Origin of the sequence: Campylobacter sp. CFSAN093259, assembly GCF_012889985.1 — a bacterium.
Taxonomy (GTDB): domain Bacteria; phylum Campylobacterota; class Campylobacteria; order Campylobacterales; family Campylobacteraceae; genus Campylobacter_D; species Campylobacter_D jejuni.
This window is the reverse complement of sequence record NZ_CP040617.1, coordinates 1,497,430-1,512,959: the sequence shown is the minus strand read 5'-3', so window position 1 is coordinate 1,512,959 and position 15,530 is coordinate 1,497,430. Positions and strand designations below refer to the sequence as shown.

Annotated in this window: 12 protein-coding genes, 2 pseudogenes and 1 CRISPR repeat array; of the genes and pseudogenes, 6 read left to right on the top strand and 8 right to left on the bottom strand. The window is 30.2% G+C overall.

The window, feature by feature from the left end; translation table 11 throughout:
• Positions 1-44: 44 nt before the first annotated feature.
• The gene (locus tag FBF20_RS07795; RefSeq protein ID WP_002851155.1) at positions 45-1,082 is read left to right on the top strand and encodes an ATP-binding protein; all 1,038 of its coding nucleotides are present in this window, start codon (positions 45-47) and stop codon (positions 1,080-1,082) included.
• On the opposite strand, the gene FBF20_RS07790 is transcribed toward FBF20_RS07795, so the two are convergent.
• Genes FBF20_RS07790 through coaE form a run of 3 tightly spaced genes read right to left on the bottom strand, consistent with a single transcriptional unit; the run spans position 1,079 to position 3,136 of the window.
• Positions 1,079-1,810: a glucosaminidase domain-containing protein gene (locus FBF20_RS07790; protein ID WP_002851407.1), complete on the bottom strand. Its 732-nt coding sequence runs from the start codon at positions 1,808-1,810 to the stop codon at positions 1,079-1,081. The two genes, FBF20_RS07795 and FBF20_RS07790, sit on opposite strands and share 4 nt — an antisense overlap.
• Positions 1,785-2,534, bottom strand: a complete 750-nt coding sequence (dapF, locus tag FBF20_RS07785; RefSeq protein WP_002876348.1) for a diaminopimelate epimerase — start codon at positions 2,532-2,534, stop codon at positions 1,785-1,787. The genes FBF20_RS07790 and dapF overlap by 26 nt, the downstream gene beginning before the upstream one ends.
• Positions 2,531-3,136, bottom strand: coding sequence for a dephospho-CoA kinase (gene coaE, locus FBF20_RS07780; protein ID WP_002890120.1), 606 nt, complete (start codon positions 3,134-3,136; stop codon positions 2,531-2,533). Before coaE ends, dapF begins: the two co-directional genes overlap by 4 nt.
• A gap of 60 nt (positions 3,137-3,196) precedes the next feature.
• Here coaE and purM point away from each other — a divergent pair, with 60 nt between their 5' ends.
• Entirely contained in the window at positions 3,197-4,186 is a 990-nt protein-coding gene (gene purM / locus FBF20_RS07775; RefSeq protein ID WP_002876346.1) for a phosphoribosylformylglycinamidine cyclo-ligase, read from the top strand.
• Between the two features lie 20 nt (positions 4,187-4,206).
• Here the strand turns inward: purM and dcuC are convergent.
• Positions 4,207-5,661 (bottom strand): annotated as a pseudogene (gene dcuC / locus FBF20_RS07770) (C4-dicarboxylate transporter DcuC).
• A gap of 207 nt (positions 5,662-5,868) precedes the next feature.
• Here dcuC and cas9 point away from each other — a divergent pair.
• The 3 genes and pseudogenes from cas9 (at position 5,869) to cas2 (ending at position 10,143) form a co-directional block, all read left to right on the top strand.
• Positions 5,869-8,832, top strand: a pseudogene (gene cas9 / locus FBF20_RS07760) (type II CRISPR RNA-guided endonuclease Cas9).
• Positions 8,829-9,719 carry a type II CRISPR-associated endonuclease Cas1 gene (gene cas1, locus FBF20_RS07755; RefSeq protein ID WP_002819068.1) on the top strand — a complete coding sequence of 297 codons (891 nt, stop codon included), beginning with the start codon at positions 8,829-8,831 and terminating at the stop codon, positions 9,717-9,719. Before cas9 ends, cas1 begins: the two are co-directional and overlap by 4 nt.
• Entirely contained in the window at positions 9,712-10,143 is a 432-nt protein-coding gene (cas2, locus tag FBF20_RS07750; protein ID WP_002876340.1) for a CRISPR-associated endonuclease Cas2, read from the top strand. The genes cas1 and cas2 overlap by 8 nt, the downstream gene beginning before the upstream one ends.
• Before the next feature lie 144 nt (positions 10,144-10,287).
• Positions 10,288-10,521: a CRISPR direct-repeat array (repeat unit 35 nt; unit sequence ATTTTACCATAAAGAAATTTAAAAAGGGACTAAAA).
• A gap of 119 nt (positions 10,522-10,640) precedes the next feature.
• Here cas2 and FBF20_RS07745 read toward each other — a convergent pair.
• Genes FBF20_RS07745 through cueO form a run of 4 tightly spaced genes read right to left on the bottom strand, consistent with a single transcriptional unit; the run spans position 10,641 to position 14,046 of the window.
• A complete protein-coding gene (locus FBF20_RS07745) occupies positions 10,641-11,831 on the bottom strand; it encodes a molybdopterin molybdotransferase MoeA (protein WP_002858151.1) in 1,191 nt (396 codons plus the stop codon).
• Positions 11,832-11,834: 3 nt separating this feature from the next.
• A complete protein-coding gene (locus FBF20_RS07740) occupies positions 11,835-12,281 on the bottom strand; it encodes a molybdenum cofactor biosynthesis protein MoaE (protein WP_002781229.1) in 447 nt (148 codons plus the stop codon).
• Complete coding sequence (locus tag FBF20_RS07735; RefSeq protein ID WP_002779488.1) at positions 12,282-12,503, bottom strand: MoaD/ThiS family protein; 222 nt, start codon at positions 12,501-12,503, stop codon at positions 12,282-12,284.
• 1 nt (position 12,504) lies between these two features.
• Positions 12,505-14,046 (bottom strand): multicopper oxidase CueO, encoded by a 1,542-nt coding sequence (gene cueO, locus FBF20_RS07730; RefSeq protein WP_002868028.1) that lies wholly within the window; start codon positions 14,044-14,046, stop codon positions 12,505-12,507.
• 123 nt (positions 14,047-14,169) lie between these two features.
• On the opposite strand from cueO, the gene nspC reads away from it, so the two are divergent.
• On the top strand, positions 14,170-15,318 hold the full coding sequence (nspC, locus tag FBF20_RS07725; RefSeq protein WP_002858431.1) for a carboxynorspermidine decarboxylase: 1,149 nt from the start codon (positions 14,170-14,172) through the stop codon (positions 15,316-15,318).
• Positions 15,319-15,530 lie beyond the last annotated feature (212 nt).

The window sequence follows — 15,530 nt, the reverse complement described above, 5'->3', positions numbered from 1 at the left end:
AATTATACAAACTAGGTTATAATATCCTTTTTTAAAGGATAAAATTGAAAGTACTTAATTTTTTTTATGAAAACCACCCTAAATTTGAAGTAAGTTATGAAAGAAAAAATCAAATTTCAAAACCAAATATTATCATAAAAGGCCCACGATTTTGTGGTAAAAAAACACTTATTTTTAATTTTTTATCTCAATTTAAAGCAAGTGAAATTTTGTTTTTAGATTTATATGATACACGCTTTGAAAAACAAAGTTTAGAAAGACTTGCTGATTTTCTGAATGAAAATTTACAAATTAAAATTCTTTGCCTTTATAATTTGGATTTTATCCCTAATTTAGAAAAAATTAACATTCCCATCATCTTAAGTACAAATATAAAAGATTTAAATGTAAATGGGTTTGAAGAGCTTGAACTTGATTATTTTGATTTTGAAGAATTTATTAGTGTAAGTAAGAAAAATTTACCTATAAATAATTTAGTAGGTCTTTTTTTGCAAAGTGGACGCAGTAAATTTGGAGAAAAAAACATACTTCTAAGACAAAGCTTCACTCTTTTAGAATTAGAAATTTTAAAGTATTTAGCTTTAAATTTGGGTCAGCAAATCAGTATTTCTAAGATATTTATAGAACTCAAAAAAAGATTAAAAACTTCAAAAGATAGTGTTTATCAAGCTATAAAAAAATTAGAAAATACTTATGTGATTTATACCTTAAAACATGATGAAAAAAAACTTCAAAAGATTTATTTTAAAGATTTTGGCCTAAGAAATAATCTTTGTATTTCAAAGGATTTTTCACATTTATTTGAAAATTTAGTTTTAAGCGAGTTGTTTAAATTTAAAGAAGAATTTTTTTATAACAAATACTTTAACTTTTATAGCCAAATATCTAAAATTGCTTATATTTCAAGTCCAACTTTAGATATTGATTTGATCAAGCTACGTGCTAAGAAAATTTTACCAAAGGCTTTAGAACTTGGAATTTTTCATGTGATTTTTATCACTCTTTCAAGCGAGGATAATTTTTTTGAACAAGGGGTTAAATTTGAAGTCATATCTTTTGATAAATTTTCACTTGGATTTTAGGTGTTGTTTGAGTTTGTATCGTATTTTTCAAGGTTGTATCGTTTGATGATTTTTGTAATAAGATTGATATAATATCCCTTGCGTTCAGAATAAGAATCTAAAGTTTTAATAGCCTCTAGCCCTGTTATCTCTTTGCCTTCGCTTTCAAATTTAGCTCTTGCATCGCGAAACTTTTCATAAGCAAAATGACGATTTAAATTTAAAACATAAGAGTCAACACTATCTTGCAGACTATCAAAAATTTTAATTTTGTGTTTTTTATCTGGATGTCTTAAATCAGGAATTAAACCTTTCTCACCCCAAGTCCATTCTCCAAAAAGATTGTTTGCTTCTCTTGCGAAGCGACTGGTACCTGTAGCACTTTCAACTAAAGCTTGGGCTATACCCATGGATTTTGGAATTTTTTGAATACGTTTTTTATATTCTGCAAAATCATAAAGATTTTCAATGCGATATTTGTTTTTTATCGTGATAAGTTTTTCAAGATTTATTTGGTTTGAAGTCCTAAAGCCTGTTTTGTAAGCATCTTTAAAAAAGGCTTCGATAAAAGCTCTTTCTTGTTCAATTTTTTTAAAGCTTTGATCAAACATTTCATTCATTTTTATAAAAAAAATTTGTCTTTTTTGATCTATATCAAGTTTGTAATATTCTTCTCCAAATCCACTCTTTAGATCATCAGCAAAAAGTGGGATTAGAAAAAGACTAAAAAAAATTATAATTGGCTTCAAAACAATACTTTACCTTTCCTTCAAAAAACAATTCTTCATTTTTATATGCAAACCCTACCTCTTCACCACTTTTAGGAGTTATTTTAACTTTATTTTGTACTTTTTTATTTAAAAATGCCAGATAAAAACAAGCCCCCATTCCTGTGCCACAAGCTAAGGTTTCATCTTCAACTCCGCGTTCATAGGTGCGAACTTTTAAATGATTTTCATCTAAAATTTTTACAAAATTAACATTGGCATTATATTTTTGTCTCATTTTTTGACAAAGCATTGTATCAAATTCATCTAAATTTTGACAAAAATGTACTAGATGTGGAACTCCAGTGTTGCAAAGTTGCCAAGTTTTTCCTAATTCTTCAAAAGTATTTTGCACGCTTTTTATTTTGCCTAAAGATACTTCAACTTTATCTTGATTTACCTTTGCTTTTATTACTCCTGCACCGGTTAAAAAACTCATGTTAGGATTTATTTTGTTAATATGATGTGCAAAATGTGCCGCAGCCCTTGAGCCATTGCCACACATAGCAGCCCTTGAGCCATCGTTATTATAAAATTCCCATTCAAAGTCGTATTTTTCATGAGGCAATATCACGATAAAGCCATCCGCACCTATACCCTCATAACGATTACAAAGTTCTTTAGCTAAAGCACTTCTATCTTCTTTTCTATCAGCATTTGTTATGACAAAATCATTCCCACTTGCACAATATTTATAAAATTTCACATTTTTCCTTTAGAAATTTCTTGTATTACTTTAACACATTCTTGCCTAAAATCGGCATAAGAATTAGTATTTTTAATGATAAAATCTGCTTTTTTAAGTTTTTCTTCAATATCTATTTGAGAATCAAGTCTTGCTTTTGCAGCTTCTAAGCTGAGCTTATCTCTTTGCATGATTCTTTTAAGGCTTAATTCTTTAGGTGTGTAAATTACAATGACTTTGCCTAAATTTTCATAAGCACCGCTTTCAAAAAAAAGAGGAATTTCTACAAAAAAAGCTTTATTTTCTTTATCTAGAATTTGTATTTGTTCTAAAATTTTAGCTCGAATTTTAGGATGAGTGAAATTTTCTAAGATTTTTTTAGCTTCTTTATTGTTAAAAACAATTTTTCCAAGGATTTTTCTATCGATTTTCTTTTCTTTTGTGAGTAAATTTTTTAAACTAAAGGGAGAAAAAATCTTTTCAAGTTCTAAAGCATTTTCATCTAAAATTTTATGAGCGATTTTGTCTGCGCTAATGCTTTTAAAGTCTAAAGAATTCGCTATTTCTATAAAAGTGCTTTTACCACAAGCAATTGAAGCGGTTACAAAAAAAGCATTTTTCATCTTATGCCTTATTAAAACTTTTTTCGTTAAAATACCTTTTTAGTTCTTAAAGGAAAATAAATGAAAATTTCATATGAAGATGCAGGCGTAAGTATAGATAATGGAAATACCTTTGTAGAGGCTATAAAACCTTTGGTTAAAGAAACTTTTAATGATAATGTTGTAGGTGGAATTGGTTCTTTTGCTGGTGCTTTTAGAATGCCAAGTGGTTTTAAAAAGCCTGTGATTTTAGGTGCAACAGATGGGGTTGGTACCAAGCTTCGCTTGGCAATTGATGCTAAAAAATATGATACTATAGGGCAAGATTTAGTAGCAATGTGCGTGAATGATTTGATTTGTAATTTTGCTACGCCTTTGTTTTTCCTAGATTATTATGCTACAGCCAAGCTCGAAGTAGAAGTAGCAAAGGCTGTTGTATCAGGCATTGCCAAGGGATGTAAGATGGCAAATTGTGCATTAATTGGCGGAGAAACTGCTGAAATGCCTGGAATGTATGCAAAAGATGATTTTGATCTTGCGGGTTTTGCAGTGGGTATGGCTGAAGAAGATGAGATTGATAGAAGTAAATTTGTTAAAAATGGTGATATTTTATTGGCACTTTCTAGTTCAGGACTTCATTCAAATGGTTATTCTTTAGCTAGAAAAGTACTTTTTGAAAGTTTAAAATTAAAATTTGATGACAAGATAGAGGGTAAAAATTTAATTGATATTTTGTTAGAACCTACAAGGATTTATGTGCGTGATTTTCTTACACTAAAGCCTTATATCAGTGCTCTAGCTCATATTACAGGGGGTGGTTTAGTAGAAAATTTACCACGCGTTTTACCTCGTGGTATGGGTGCAACTATACGCAAACATCATCTTAAAACTCCTGAAATTTTTTATACTATAGGACAGGCTGTAGAAGAAAGCGAAATGTATAGAAGCTTTAACATGGGAGTGGGTTTAGTAATGGTTGTAGATCCTTCTAATGTAAGTAAGGTTTTAGAAAATTCAGATGCCTTTATTATCGGCGAAATTTGCATTAATGAAGGTATTGTTTTAGAATGAAAATAAAGCGTTAATACGCTTTATTTTTGTATTTTAAGTTCTATTTTTGTAGTGTTTTGTTCTTTTGGCAAAGGATTGGTTTGTGCTAGATAAAAGGCTACAAGCACATTTACAAGCATAGCGATAAGTAAAAGAGGAGTGGTTCGTTTTATAATATCCATTGGAGCTACTTTTGCAAATCCAGCTAAAGCTATGATTTCGCCTGCTATTGGTGAAGCTGCACGACCTAAACAAGATGCAATTTCTATAGGTAAAACTAGAGTAATAGGTGCAACGCCTAATTTTGTAGCTATATCAGGAGCTAGTTTTCCAAAAGTATTAAAAGCGGCAATTCCACTTCCCATAATCACTGTGGCAAAATAAACTAAAAAGCTTAAAATAGCTATACTCAAAAGAATTCCAAACCATGCAAAATTTCCTGTTCCAAGATTTGAAACCGCGTTAGCAAGGATATTAACTCCACCAAGTGCTTTAATGCCTTCAGCAAATACTCCAGCGGCGATGATTATGCTTACGACTGAGATAAAAATTTCAGCCATAGCCTTTTAAAATCACCATCATATCTTCGCCTAATTTTCTAGCATTTCTGTGTCTTGCAAATTCAACAAGAAAAACTAAAGAAATTCTTACAAAATTTGCTATCACAACATCGAGCTTGATAGTAAAAAAATACGCTATAAATAAAAATACAACAGGTAACCAAGGAAAGAGTATGTAAAAAGTAGGGCATTTAGGATCAATGATTTGCGGAATTTCAACTTCATCATTTAAAACACCTTTTTCTTTATCTCTTTTATCAATCCAAGCAAAATAAAAAGGAATCAAGATGGCAATAATTACAACATAGGTAATCACACTATAAATTTGGTAATTTAAAAAAAGCCTTACGACATTATCACTTTGTCCTACCATATCTGCCATATTGATTGAATTTCCATCTTTTGGATCATAATCAAGTGCAATTAAAGAAAGCGCACATACAGTTGTAATAGGACGGATTTTAAGTGAGATTAAAACAGGATAAATATATGCTAACAAAAGCAAAAGCAATTCAGCATAGCTAGAAATGACGATTTTTAAAGCCATTCCAACAACAAAAGTTCCACTTAAAATTAAGTATTTATTTTTTGATTTTTCCTGAGGGTTTATTTGCTAAAAAAGCAAGTTTTGCCGAAGCATTGATATGTTTCATGTAAGCAGTAAAGCCTGCCACACTCATGATAATAAGCCCTGCTCCAGAAAGCTGACTTTTAAAAGTCGCTGTGATAAAAGATAACTATCAGGTAAAACATTTAAAAGCTTGTATACTCTCTGCTTGGAGTTTTTGGTATAGGTGTTCCTGTGATATAAAAAGCAAAAATAAGCAAGATAATACCTGAAAGAAAAAATACAAAAATAGGATTGTATTTTTTAAGTATATAATAAGCAACAACAATTACCGCTAAAAGTGTAGAACATATCATAAAAATTGGCATGATTTCTCCTAAAGTTATTATTAGCTTTTATTTTATTTTAGCTAAAATTTAACTAATAAATATTTTTCATTTAAAATTTTACTTATTTTTTGCATTATAAAATTAATAATATGTATAGTTTGGTTACTGAAAAGTTTATGTTTGTTTAAAAAAATGATTTTTGTATTATAATTATACACAAATCATAAATATTAAAAAGGATCTAGTGTGGCAAGAATTTTGGCATTTGATATAGGAATAAGCTCTATTGGCTGGGCATTTAGTGAAAATGATGAGTTAAAAGATTGTGGAGTTAGGATTTTTACAAAGGCTGAAAATCCCAAAACAGGAGAATCCTTAGCCTTGCCAAGACGCCTTGCAAGAAGTGCCAGAAAACGCCTTGCTAGACGCAAAGCAAGGCTAAATCACTTAAAACATTTAATCGCAAATGAATTTAAGTTAAATTATGAAGATTATCAAAGCTTTGATGAAAGTTTAGCTAAGGCTTATAAAGGCTCTTTAATTAGCCCTTATGAGTTAAGATTTAGAGCTTTAAACGAGCTTTTAAGTAAGCAAGATTTTGCAAGAGTGATTTTACATATTGCAAAAAGGCGTGGCTATGATGATATTAAAAATAATGGTGATGAAGAAAAGAGCGAGATTTTAAAAGCTATCAAGCAAAATGAAGAAAAACTAGTAAATTATCAAAGTGTGGGAGAGTATCTTTATAAAGAGTATTTTCAAAAATTCAAAGAAAATTCCAAAGAATTTATAAATGTTAGAAATAAAAAAGAAAGTTATGAACGCTGCATAGCGTAAAGTTTTTTAAAAGATGAATTAAAGCTTATTTTTCAAAAACAAAGAGAATTTGGCTTTTCTTTTTCAAAGAAATTTGAAGAAGAAGTGCTTAGTGTAGCATTTTATAAAAGGGCTTTAAAAGATTTTTCTCATTTAGTGGGAAATTGTAGTTTTTTTACTGATGAAAAAAGAGCGCCAAAAAATTCGCCTTTAGCTTTTATGTTTGTAGCACTTACAAGAATTATCAATCTTTTAAACAATCTTAAAAATACTGAAGGAATTTTATATACAAAAGATGATTTAAACACCCTTTTAAATGAAGTTTTAAAAAACGGCACTCTAACTTATAAACAAACAAAAAAGCTTTTGGGCTTAAGCGATGATTATGAATTTAAAGGAGAAAAAGGAACTTATTTTATTGAGTTTAAAAAATACAAAGAATTTATAAAAGCCCTAGGTGAGCATAATTTAAGCCAAGATAATTTAAATGAAATAGCAAAAGATATTACTCTTATAAAAGATGAGATTAAACTTAAAAAGGCTTTAGCAAAATATGATTTAAATCAAAATCAAATTGATAGTTTAAGCAAATTGGAATTTAAAGACCATTTAAATATAAGTTTTAAAGCCTTAAAACTTATCACTCCTTTAATGCTTGAAGGTAAAAAATACGATGAAGCTTACAATGAGCTTAATTTAAAAGTAGCAATCAATGAAGATAAAAAAGACTTTTTACCCGCATTTAATGAAACTTATTACAAAGATGAAGTAACTAATCCTGTGGTTTTAAGGGCGATTAAAGAATATAGAAAGGTCTTAAATGCCTTACTTAAAAAATACGGTAAAGTGCATAAAATAAACATTGAATTAGCAAGAGAAGTAGGTAAAAATCACAGCCAAAGAGCTAAAATAGAAAAAGAGCAAAACGAAAACTACAAGGCCAAAAAAGACGCCGAACTTGAATGTGAAAAACTAGGCTTAAAAATAAATAGCAAAAATATTTTAAAATTAAGATTATTTAAAGAACAAAAAGAATTTTGTGCTTATAGTGGAGAAAAGATTAAAATTAGTGATTTGCAAGATGAAAAAATGCTTGAAATTGATCACATTTACCCTTATTCTAGAAGTTTTGATGATTCTTATATGAATAAAGTTTTAGTTTTTACCAAGCAAAATCAAGAAAAACTTAATCAAACCCCCTTTGAAGCCTTTGGCAATGATAGTGCAAAATGGCAGAAAATTGAAGTTTTAGCAAAAAATTTACCTACTAAAAAGCAAAAAAGAATTTTAGATAAAAATTACAAAGACAAAGAGCAAAAAGACTTTAAAGATAGAAATCTAAACGATACTCGCTACATCGCAAGGCTTGTTTTAAACTACACTAAAGATTATTTAGATTTTTTACCTTTAAGCGATGATGAAAATACAAAGTTAAACGACACACAAAAAGGCTCAAAAGTGCATGTAGAAGCAAAAAGCGGTATGCTTACATCGGCTTTAAGACACACTTGGGGCTTTAGCGCTAAGGATAGAAATAACCATCTTCATCACGCCATCGATGCAGTAATTATTGCTTATGCAAACAACTCTATCGTAAAGGCTTTTTCAGATTTTAAAAAAGAGCAAGAAAGCAACAGTGCAGAACTTTATGCAAAAAAAATTAGTGAATTAGATTATAAAAACAAAAGGAAGTTTTTTGAGCCTTTTAGTGGTTTTAGGCAAAAGGTTTTAGATAAAATTGATGAAATTTTTGTCTCAAAACCTGAGAGAAAAAAGCCAAGTGGAGCTTTACATGAAGAAACATTTAGAAAAGAAGAAGAATTCTATCAATCATACGGCGGAAAAGAAGGAGTTTTAAAAGCCCTAGAGCTTGGTAAAATCCGCAAAGTAAATGGTAAAATAGTTAAAAATGGCGATATGTTTAGAGTGGATATTTTTAAACACAAAAAGACAAATAAATTTTATGCCGTGCCAATTTATACTATGGATTTTGCTTTAAAAGTATTACCAAATAAAGCCGTGGTGCAAGGTAAAGATAAAAAGTCAGGTCTTATAAAAGATTGGATTTTAATGGATGAAAATTATGAGTTTTGCTTTTCTTTATACAAAGATAGTTTGATTTTAATTCAAACTAAAGATATGCAAGAGCCAGAACTTGTTTATTTTAATGCTTTTACAAGCTCTACTGTTAGTTTGATTGTTTCAAAACACGATAATAAATTTGAAACGCTAAGCAAAAATCAAAAAATATTGTTTAAAAATGCAAATGAAAAAGAAGTAATCGCAAAAAGCATAGGAATTCAAAATCTAAAAGTATTTGAAAAATACATAGTTTCAGCACTTGGAGAAGTGACAAAGGCTGAGTTTAGACAAAGAGAAGATTTTAAAAAATGAGTTACGATGAAGCTTTTAAAACACTGCTTATTAGCTCTAATGCCAAGCTAAATTTAGAGTTAAATCATCTTGTGATTAAGCAAGATGAAAATATAGCCAAATTGTTTTTAAAAGATATAAATATCATCGTTTTAGAAAGCTTACAAGTAAGCCTGAGTTCCGCACTTTTTAACGCTTTTGCAAGGCATAAAATCATCTTACTAACCTGCGATGAAACTCATAGTATAAATGGTGTTTTTACTCCTTTTTTAGGGCATTTTCAAAGTGCAAAAATCGCAAAAGAGCAAATGAATGTAAGTGCTCAAAAAAAGGCTATTTTATGGCAAAAAATCATTAAAAATAAAATCCTAAATCAAGCCTTTGTTTTGAAAAAACACAATAAAATAGAGCAAAGCAATGAGCTTATAAATTTGGCTAAAAAAGTAAGCTTAAATGATAGTAAAAATATCGAAGCTGTTGCGGCGGCGCTTTATTTTAAAACTTTGTTTGGCGTTTCTTTTTCAAGAGATGAGCTTTGCTTTGAAAATTCTGCTTTAAATTATGGCTATGCAATCATTAGAGCTTGTATTATTAGAGCAGTTTGTATAAGTGGGCTTTTGCCTTGGCTTGGCATAAAGCACGATAATATTTATAATTCTTTTGCGCTTTGCGATGATTTGATAGAAGTGTTTAGGGCTAGTGTTGATGATTGTGTTTTAAAGCTTAAGGGTGAAAGTGAGTTTTTAAGCAAAGATGATAAAAGAGCGTTGATTGGCAATTTACAAAGCAAAATCAATTTTGATGGGCAAAATTATCCTTTAAACAGAGCGATAAATCATTATGTGGCAAATTTTAAAAATGCTTTATTGTATGAAGATGAGCTAAAGATAGTAAAATTTGATGATTGAAGATAAATTTATGCGTGTGCTTTTGATGTTTGATGTGCCAACTAAAAGTAAAAAAGAACAAAAACTAGCAAGTAAATTTAGAAACAATCTTATAAAATTGGGTTATTTTATGCTACAATTTAGCGTTTATATGCGTATTTGCAAGGGTTTAAGTTCTGCAAAAAGTTCTATTGAAAATGTAAAAAAGATTTTGCCACCTTATGGAAATGTAAGGGCTTTAATCATCACTGAAAAGCAGTTTGATAAAATGGAGCTTTTGCTTGGTGGCATAGTTTTTAACGAAAAAGTTAATAACGAAACCAATGTAACGCTTTTTGATATAGATAGTCATGGAGAATTTAAATACAAAAATTCAAATAATGAAGAAATTCAAATAAACAAAAAACAAGAAAAATATCATCAGCAAAATTTATTTGAATTTTAAAAGCGGTTTTAGGGGATTGTAACCCCGCAGAGTCCCGCAAACTCTTTATTTTAGTCCCTTTTTAAATTTCTTATGAGATTATAGCATGATTTTTGCTATTTTTTATCAAAAAATCCCGAAATTTTCATTATCTGGTAAATATCTATTTTACCATAAAGAAATTTAAAAAGGGACTAAAACTTCCCAATCGCAAAGCAAAATCCTTTTAACATTTTACCATAAAGAAATTTAAAAAGGGACTAAAACTTCACTCCACCCCTGCTTAAGCATTCCAACATTTTACCATAAAGAAATTTAAAAAGGGACTAAAACCAGTGTTTCTTATTTTATTCTTAGCTACTAATTTTACCATAAAGAAATTTAAAAAGGGACTAAAATAAACCCTAGTGGATTGAAACTCCGCTAGGGCTAATTACTCCACTAAAAGGAGGTTGCGAATTTGAAACTTATTGAAATTTAGGGTTGATTAAAATCGAAATAAAATTATTTAAATAATTTTAAGGCATAAAGATAATATCTACTAAACTTTCATTTTCTAACATTTCACATTCTTTTGGCACCACCATAAGGGCAGCTTTATTGTTAAGATTGTTTATAATCGCACTAGAGCCTTCTTTTTTGCCTTCAAGATTGGCTAAAATGCGTCCATTTTTAAACTCTATATTGCAAGCGACAAATTCCAAATAAGGTGTTTTTTTCTTGTAACTTCCTTGTAAAAAGGCTTTGCAAATATAGTCTTTAGGTTGAAGTAACCAAGAGTTTAAAATCTCTCTTGTGTAAAGATTAAACATTACCATAGCCGAGTAAGGAAAACCTGGTAAGGCGATGATGAATTTTTCATTAGCCTTAGCTATTTTGATATGTCTACCTGGTTTTATGTCGGCTTTATCGATGATGATTTCGTATTCTTTGATGGCTTTTTTTAAAAAGTCAAAATCTCCCATAGAAACCCCGCCCGTTGTAACCAAAATATCACAACTTTGCAAAGCACTTTCAAGGGTGGAAAAAGTGGCTTTCTCATCATCTTTTAAAAGAGGAAAAACCCTTGTATCGCAATTTAAATTTTTAGCTAAATTAGCTATGGCGATATGATTTGAAGAGCGGATTTGAGCAGGATTTTCCAAGGCTTCTCCTAGATCTTTGATCTCACTTCCACTACTTAAAACCCCTACAATAGGCTTTATAAACACACTAATGTGAAAAAATCCAAGTTCAGCTAAAAGAGCTATCTCGCTATAATTTAACCTTGTGCCTTTTTTGAGTAAAATTTCATCTTTTTTATAGTTTTCTCCTACCGCACGCACGGCAAAAGCTTGGGGAACTTTTTTTTCTATAAAAAGAGTATTATTTTCTATGCGTATATTTTCAACAGGGACTAAAGTATCGCTTCCTTCGCTCATGAGTGAGCCTGTAAAGGTTTTTACACAAGTGCCATTTTGTACGCTAAATTGTGGCATAGTACCCGCAGGTGTGAGGCCTAAAATTTTTAAAGGCTTGTCTTGATCTTCAAATTTGATCGCATAACCATCCATAGCCGAGGTTGGAAATTCAGGCTGATTTTTAGGGGCTTTTATATCTTGAGCTAAAATGCGTCCTAAACACTCTGTAAGAGCTATTTTTTCAATCTTTTCATAAGTTTTGATATGAGAATGTAAAATTTTTAAACTTTCTTCATAAGACATTAGCATTTTTTATCCTTTTAAAAGTCCTGCACCGCAAAGCTTGGTTGATCTTTCTTTGGCATAAATTCTTTCTTTGTTTATCACATCATACTTCCAAATGGGCGCACTTGCTTTAAAATCTTCAACAAATTCATTAAGAAGTTTAAGTCCTAATTTTCTTTGTTTGCTTAAAATTCCTGCAAAATACGAGCTTTCATGTATCGCTACATCGCCTATAGAGTGAGCAAAAAGCAAGCTAATACCATCAAAATCTACTCTTTTTTGCCACTCATCAAACCATTTTTTTAAAAGCGATTCATAAATATCAAAACTAAGTGCCTCAATACCTCCTTCTTCACGCACAATACCACAAAAAGTCAGTAAAGCACCGCAGTTTTTATCCTTGGAAAATTCATACCATTGGCTATAAATTTTAGGAATATCTAAAGAGCCTTGATAAAGTGTAAAATGTTTCATTTAGCCTCCACAAACTGGCGGTAAAAGTGCTATTTTATCACCATCTTTTAACTTGGTGTTTTCATCAAAAATGATTTCATCATTTAAAGATACAGCACAAAGTTCTAGCCATTCTTTTAAACTCTCATCTTTTTGCAAAATTTCTTTTAATTCTTTTAAATTTTTTACTTCAAGTTCTAAATTTTCTTTATTTATAGGGCCTAAAAATTCCACTTTTACCATTTTATTCCTTTACTTCTAAATTTCCCATCATTCCTAAATCTTCATGTTCTAAAATATGGCAATGATACATTCTAAGTCCTTTAAAATCTTGTTTCATTCTAAGTCTTAACTCTTCATTAGGACGCACATTTATAGTATCTCTGAAGGCTCTAAATTCGGCTTTTTGAACTTTGCCATTGAGTTTTGATGAGATGAGTTCAAATTGCGTGCCGTGTATGTGGAAAGGATGATCCATGTGAGATTTGTTTATCACTATCCAGTCTTCAACTACTCCAAGCTTGGAGCTTAAATCAATGCGTTTTAAATCATAGCTTTTGCCATTGATTAAAAACATAGACGCAAGAGCGATTTTTAATTCATTTTCACTTTTTCCCATCATTCCATGCATTTGCATATGATCTTCACTCATGATTATTTCTTTAAATTCCTTAGGTTCTTCTAAAGGTTTGAAAATTTTTAAATTTTTTGGAAGTTCTAATTTTTCTTTTTTTAGGCTAATACTAGCTAAAAATAGGGTATTAGATTCTTCTTTTACCATCATTTTGTCCCTATCATAATAAGCACTTTCTAGCTTAAAATTCCCATCTTTTGGAGCGTCGATTAAAACTTCTACACGAGAAGCAGGACTTAAGAAAAGTTCTTCTTTATAAATAGCTTTTTCTATAAGTCCACCATCAGTACCAACAAGTATAAACTTAGCTCCTTGTATGCGTAAATTTAAATATCTTGCTGCAGTAGCATTATAAATGCGTATGCGTTCGTTTGTGGCGAGTTTGATTTTAGGTTTAAATTGTCCATTGATGAGTACAAATTCTCCTTCTCTACCATTTAGCCAATCATTTAGGTTGTTGTTTGGAATTTGAGCGTTTTCATCAAGACGCAAATCGCTAATCATCAAATCTTTTTCTTTTAAATGACTTAAAGCATCTTTTTTTGCTTTGATCACAAAAGCCCCTGCTAAACCCATAAAAACTTGTTTAGAAGCCGTATAATGAGGATGTGGATGATACCAGTAAGTTCCTGCGCTATCTTGAGGAATTTCAAAACGATATATTCTTTCTTCTCCTGCTAAGATAGGATCATGTGGGCTTCCATCTTGATCAGGTGGCACAGGAACGCCATGCCAATGTATAGTTGTAGCTTCTTTGAGTTTGTTTTTGACTAAAATTTCAAGTTTATCTCCTTCAAAAACTTCTATTTTTGGAGCAGGCACGAGGCCATTGTAAGTATAAAATAAGGTTTTTTTACCTTTGATAAGCTCTATATGATTTTCTTTGATTTCTAGGGTAGCACGAAAAATATTTTTTTCTTTACTTTCATTTTTGAGTAAAGGCAAGGCTTTTAAAATTTCTCCTTGGGGGAATTGTTTTGGATCTAAAAGCTTTAAATTTTTTGGAGCAAAGTTTATAAAAGAAGTATCTAAGTCATGATTTATAGAATGATTTTTATGCATGGAGTGCATATCATGCATAGGATTTGCATAGGCTACACCCATACTTGCTAGAGTGAGTGCATTAAATTTTAAAAAATTTCTTCTATTCATTAGTTTTTCCTTTTGCTTGATTTTTTGTATTATAGTCATTATTTTTTTAACTTTAGTAAATATTTATTTTGAAAATTTGGTTTAATTTTGTTATGATTTTAGCAATTTAATCAAGGAAAAATAATGTTTTATGAAAAAATTCAAACCCCAGCTTATATTTTAGAAGAAGATAAATTAAGAAAAAATTGTGAGCTTTTAGCAAGTGTTGGCGAAAAAAGTGGTGCTAAAGTGCTTTTAGCTTTAAAAGGTTTTGCTTTTTCAGGAGCGATGAAAATTGTTGGAGAATACTTAAAAGGTTGTACTTGTAGCGGACTTTGGGAAGCAAAATTTGCTAAAGAATACATGGATAAAGAAATTCATACTTATTCGCCTGCTTTTAAAGAAGATGAAATAGGTGAAATAGCCAGCTTATCTCATCATATAGTGTTTAACTCTTTAGCTCAATTTCATAAATTTCAAGCTAAAACACAAAAAAATTCCTTAGGTCTTCGTTGTAATGTTGAATTTTCTCTAGCCCCAAAAGAACTTTACAATCCTTGTGGAAGATACTCAAGACTTGGAATTCGTGCTAAAGATTTTGAAAATGTGGATTTAAGTACCATAGAAGGACTTCATTTTCACGCACTTTGCGAAGAAAGTGCTGGTGCTTTAGAAGCTGTTTTAAAGGTTTTTGAAGAGAAATTTGGCAAATGGATAGGGCAAATGAAATGGGTGAATTTTGGAGGAGGACATCACATCACTAAAAAAGGCTATGATGTTGAAAAGCTTATTGCTTTGTGTAAAAATTTCAGTGATAAATACGGTGTGCAAGTTTATCTTGAACCAGGCGAAGCGGTGGGTTGGCAAACAGGAAATTTGGTGGCTAGTGTAGTAGATATCATAGAAAATGAAAAACAAATTGCTATTTTAGATACTTCAAGCGAAGCGCATATGCCAGATACTATCATCATGCCTTATACAAGTGAAGTTTTAAATGCTAGAATTTTAGCCACAAGAGAAAATGAAAAAATTTCAGACTTAAAAGAAAGCGAATTTTCCTATTTGCTTACTGGAAATACTTGTTTAGCGGGTGATGTAATGGGAGAATACGCCTTTGATAAAAAGCTTAAAATCGGCGATAAAATTGTTTTTTTAGATCAAATTCATTACACCATTGTGAAAAACACAACTTTTAATGGTATAAGACTTCCAAATCTCATGCTTTTAAATGCAAAAAATGAACTTCAAATGATAAGAGAATTTTCTTATAAGGATTATTCTTTAAGAAATTAGTATTATTTATAATTTGCATAAAATGTTAATTTTACTCGGAAGAGAATCAAAGATGTAAATTTTATGCAAAGTATTTTATTTTTTCAAATATAAAATCAACTCAAATATCTAATTTTCAATACTTTGGTATGATTTTTTAATATTTTAAATCCTTGTGGAATTTTATTGAAATTCAGTGATTTTTAAATCAAATAGTATTAAGATAAATCGAT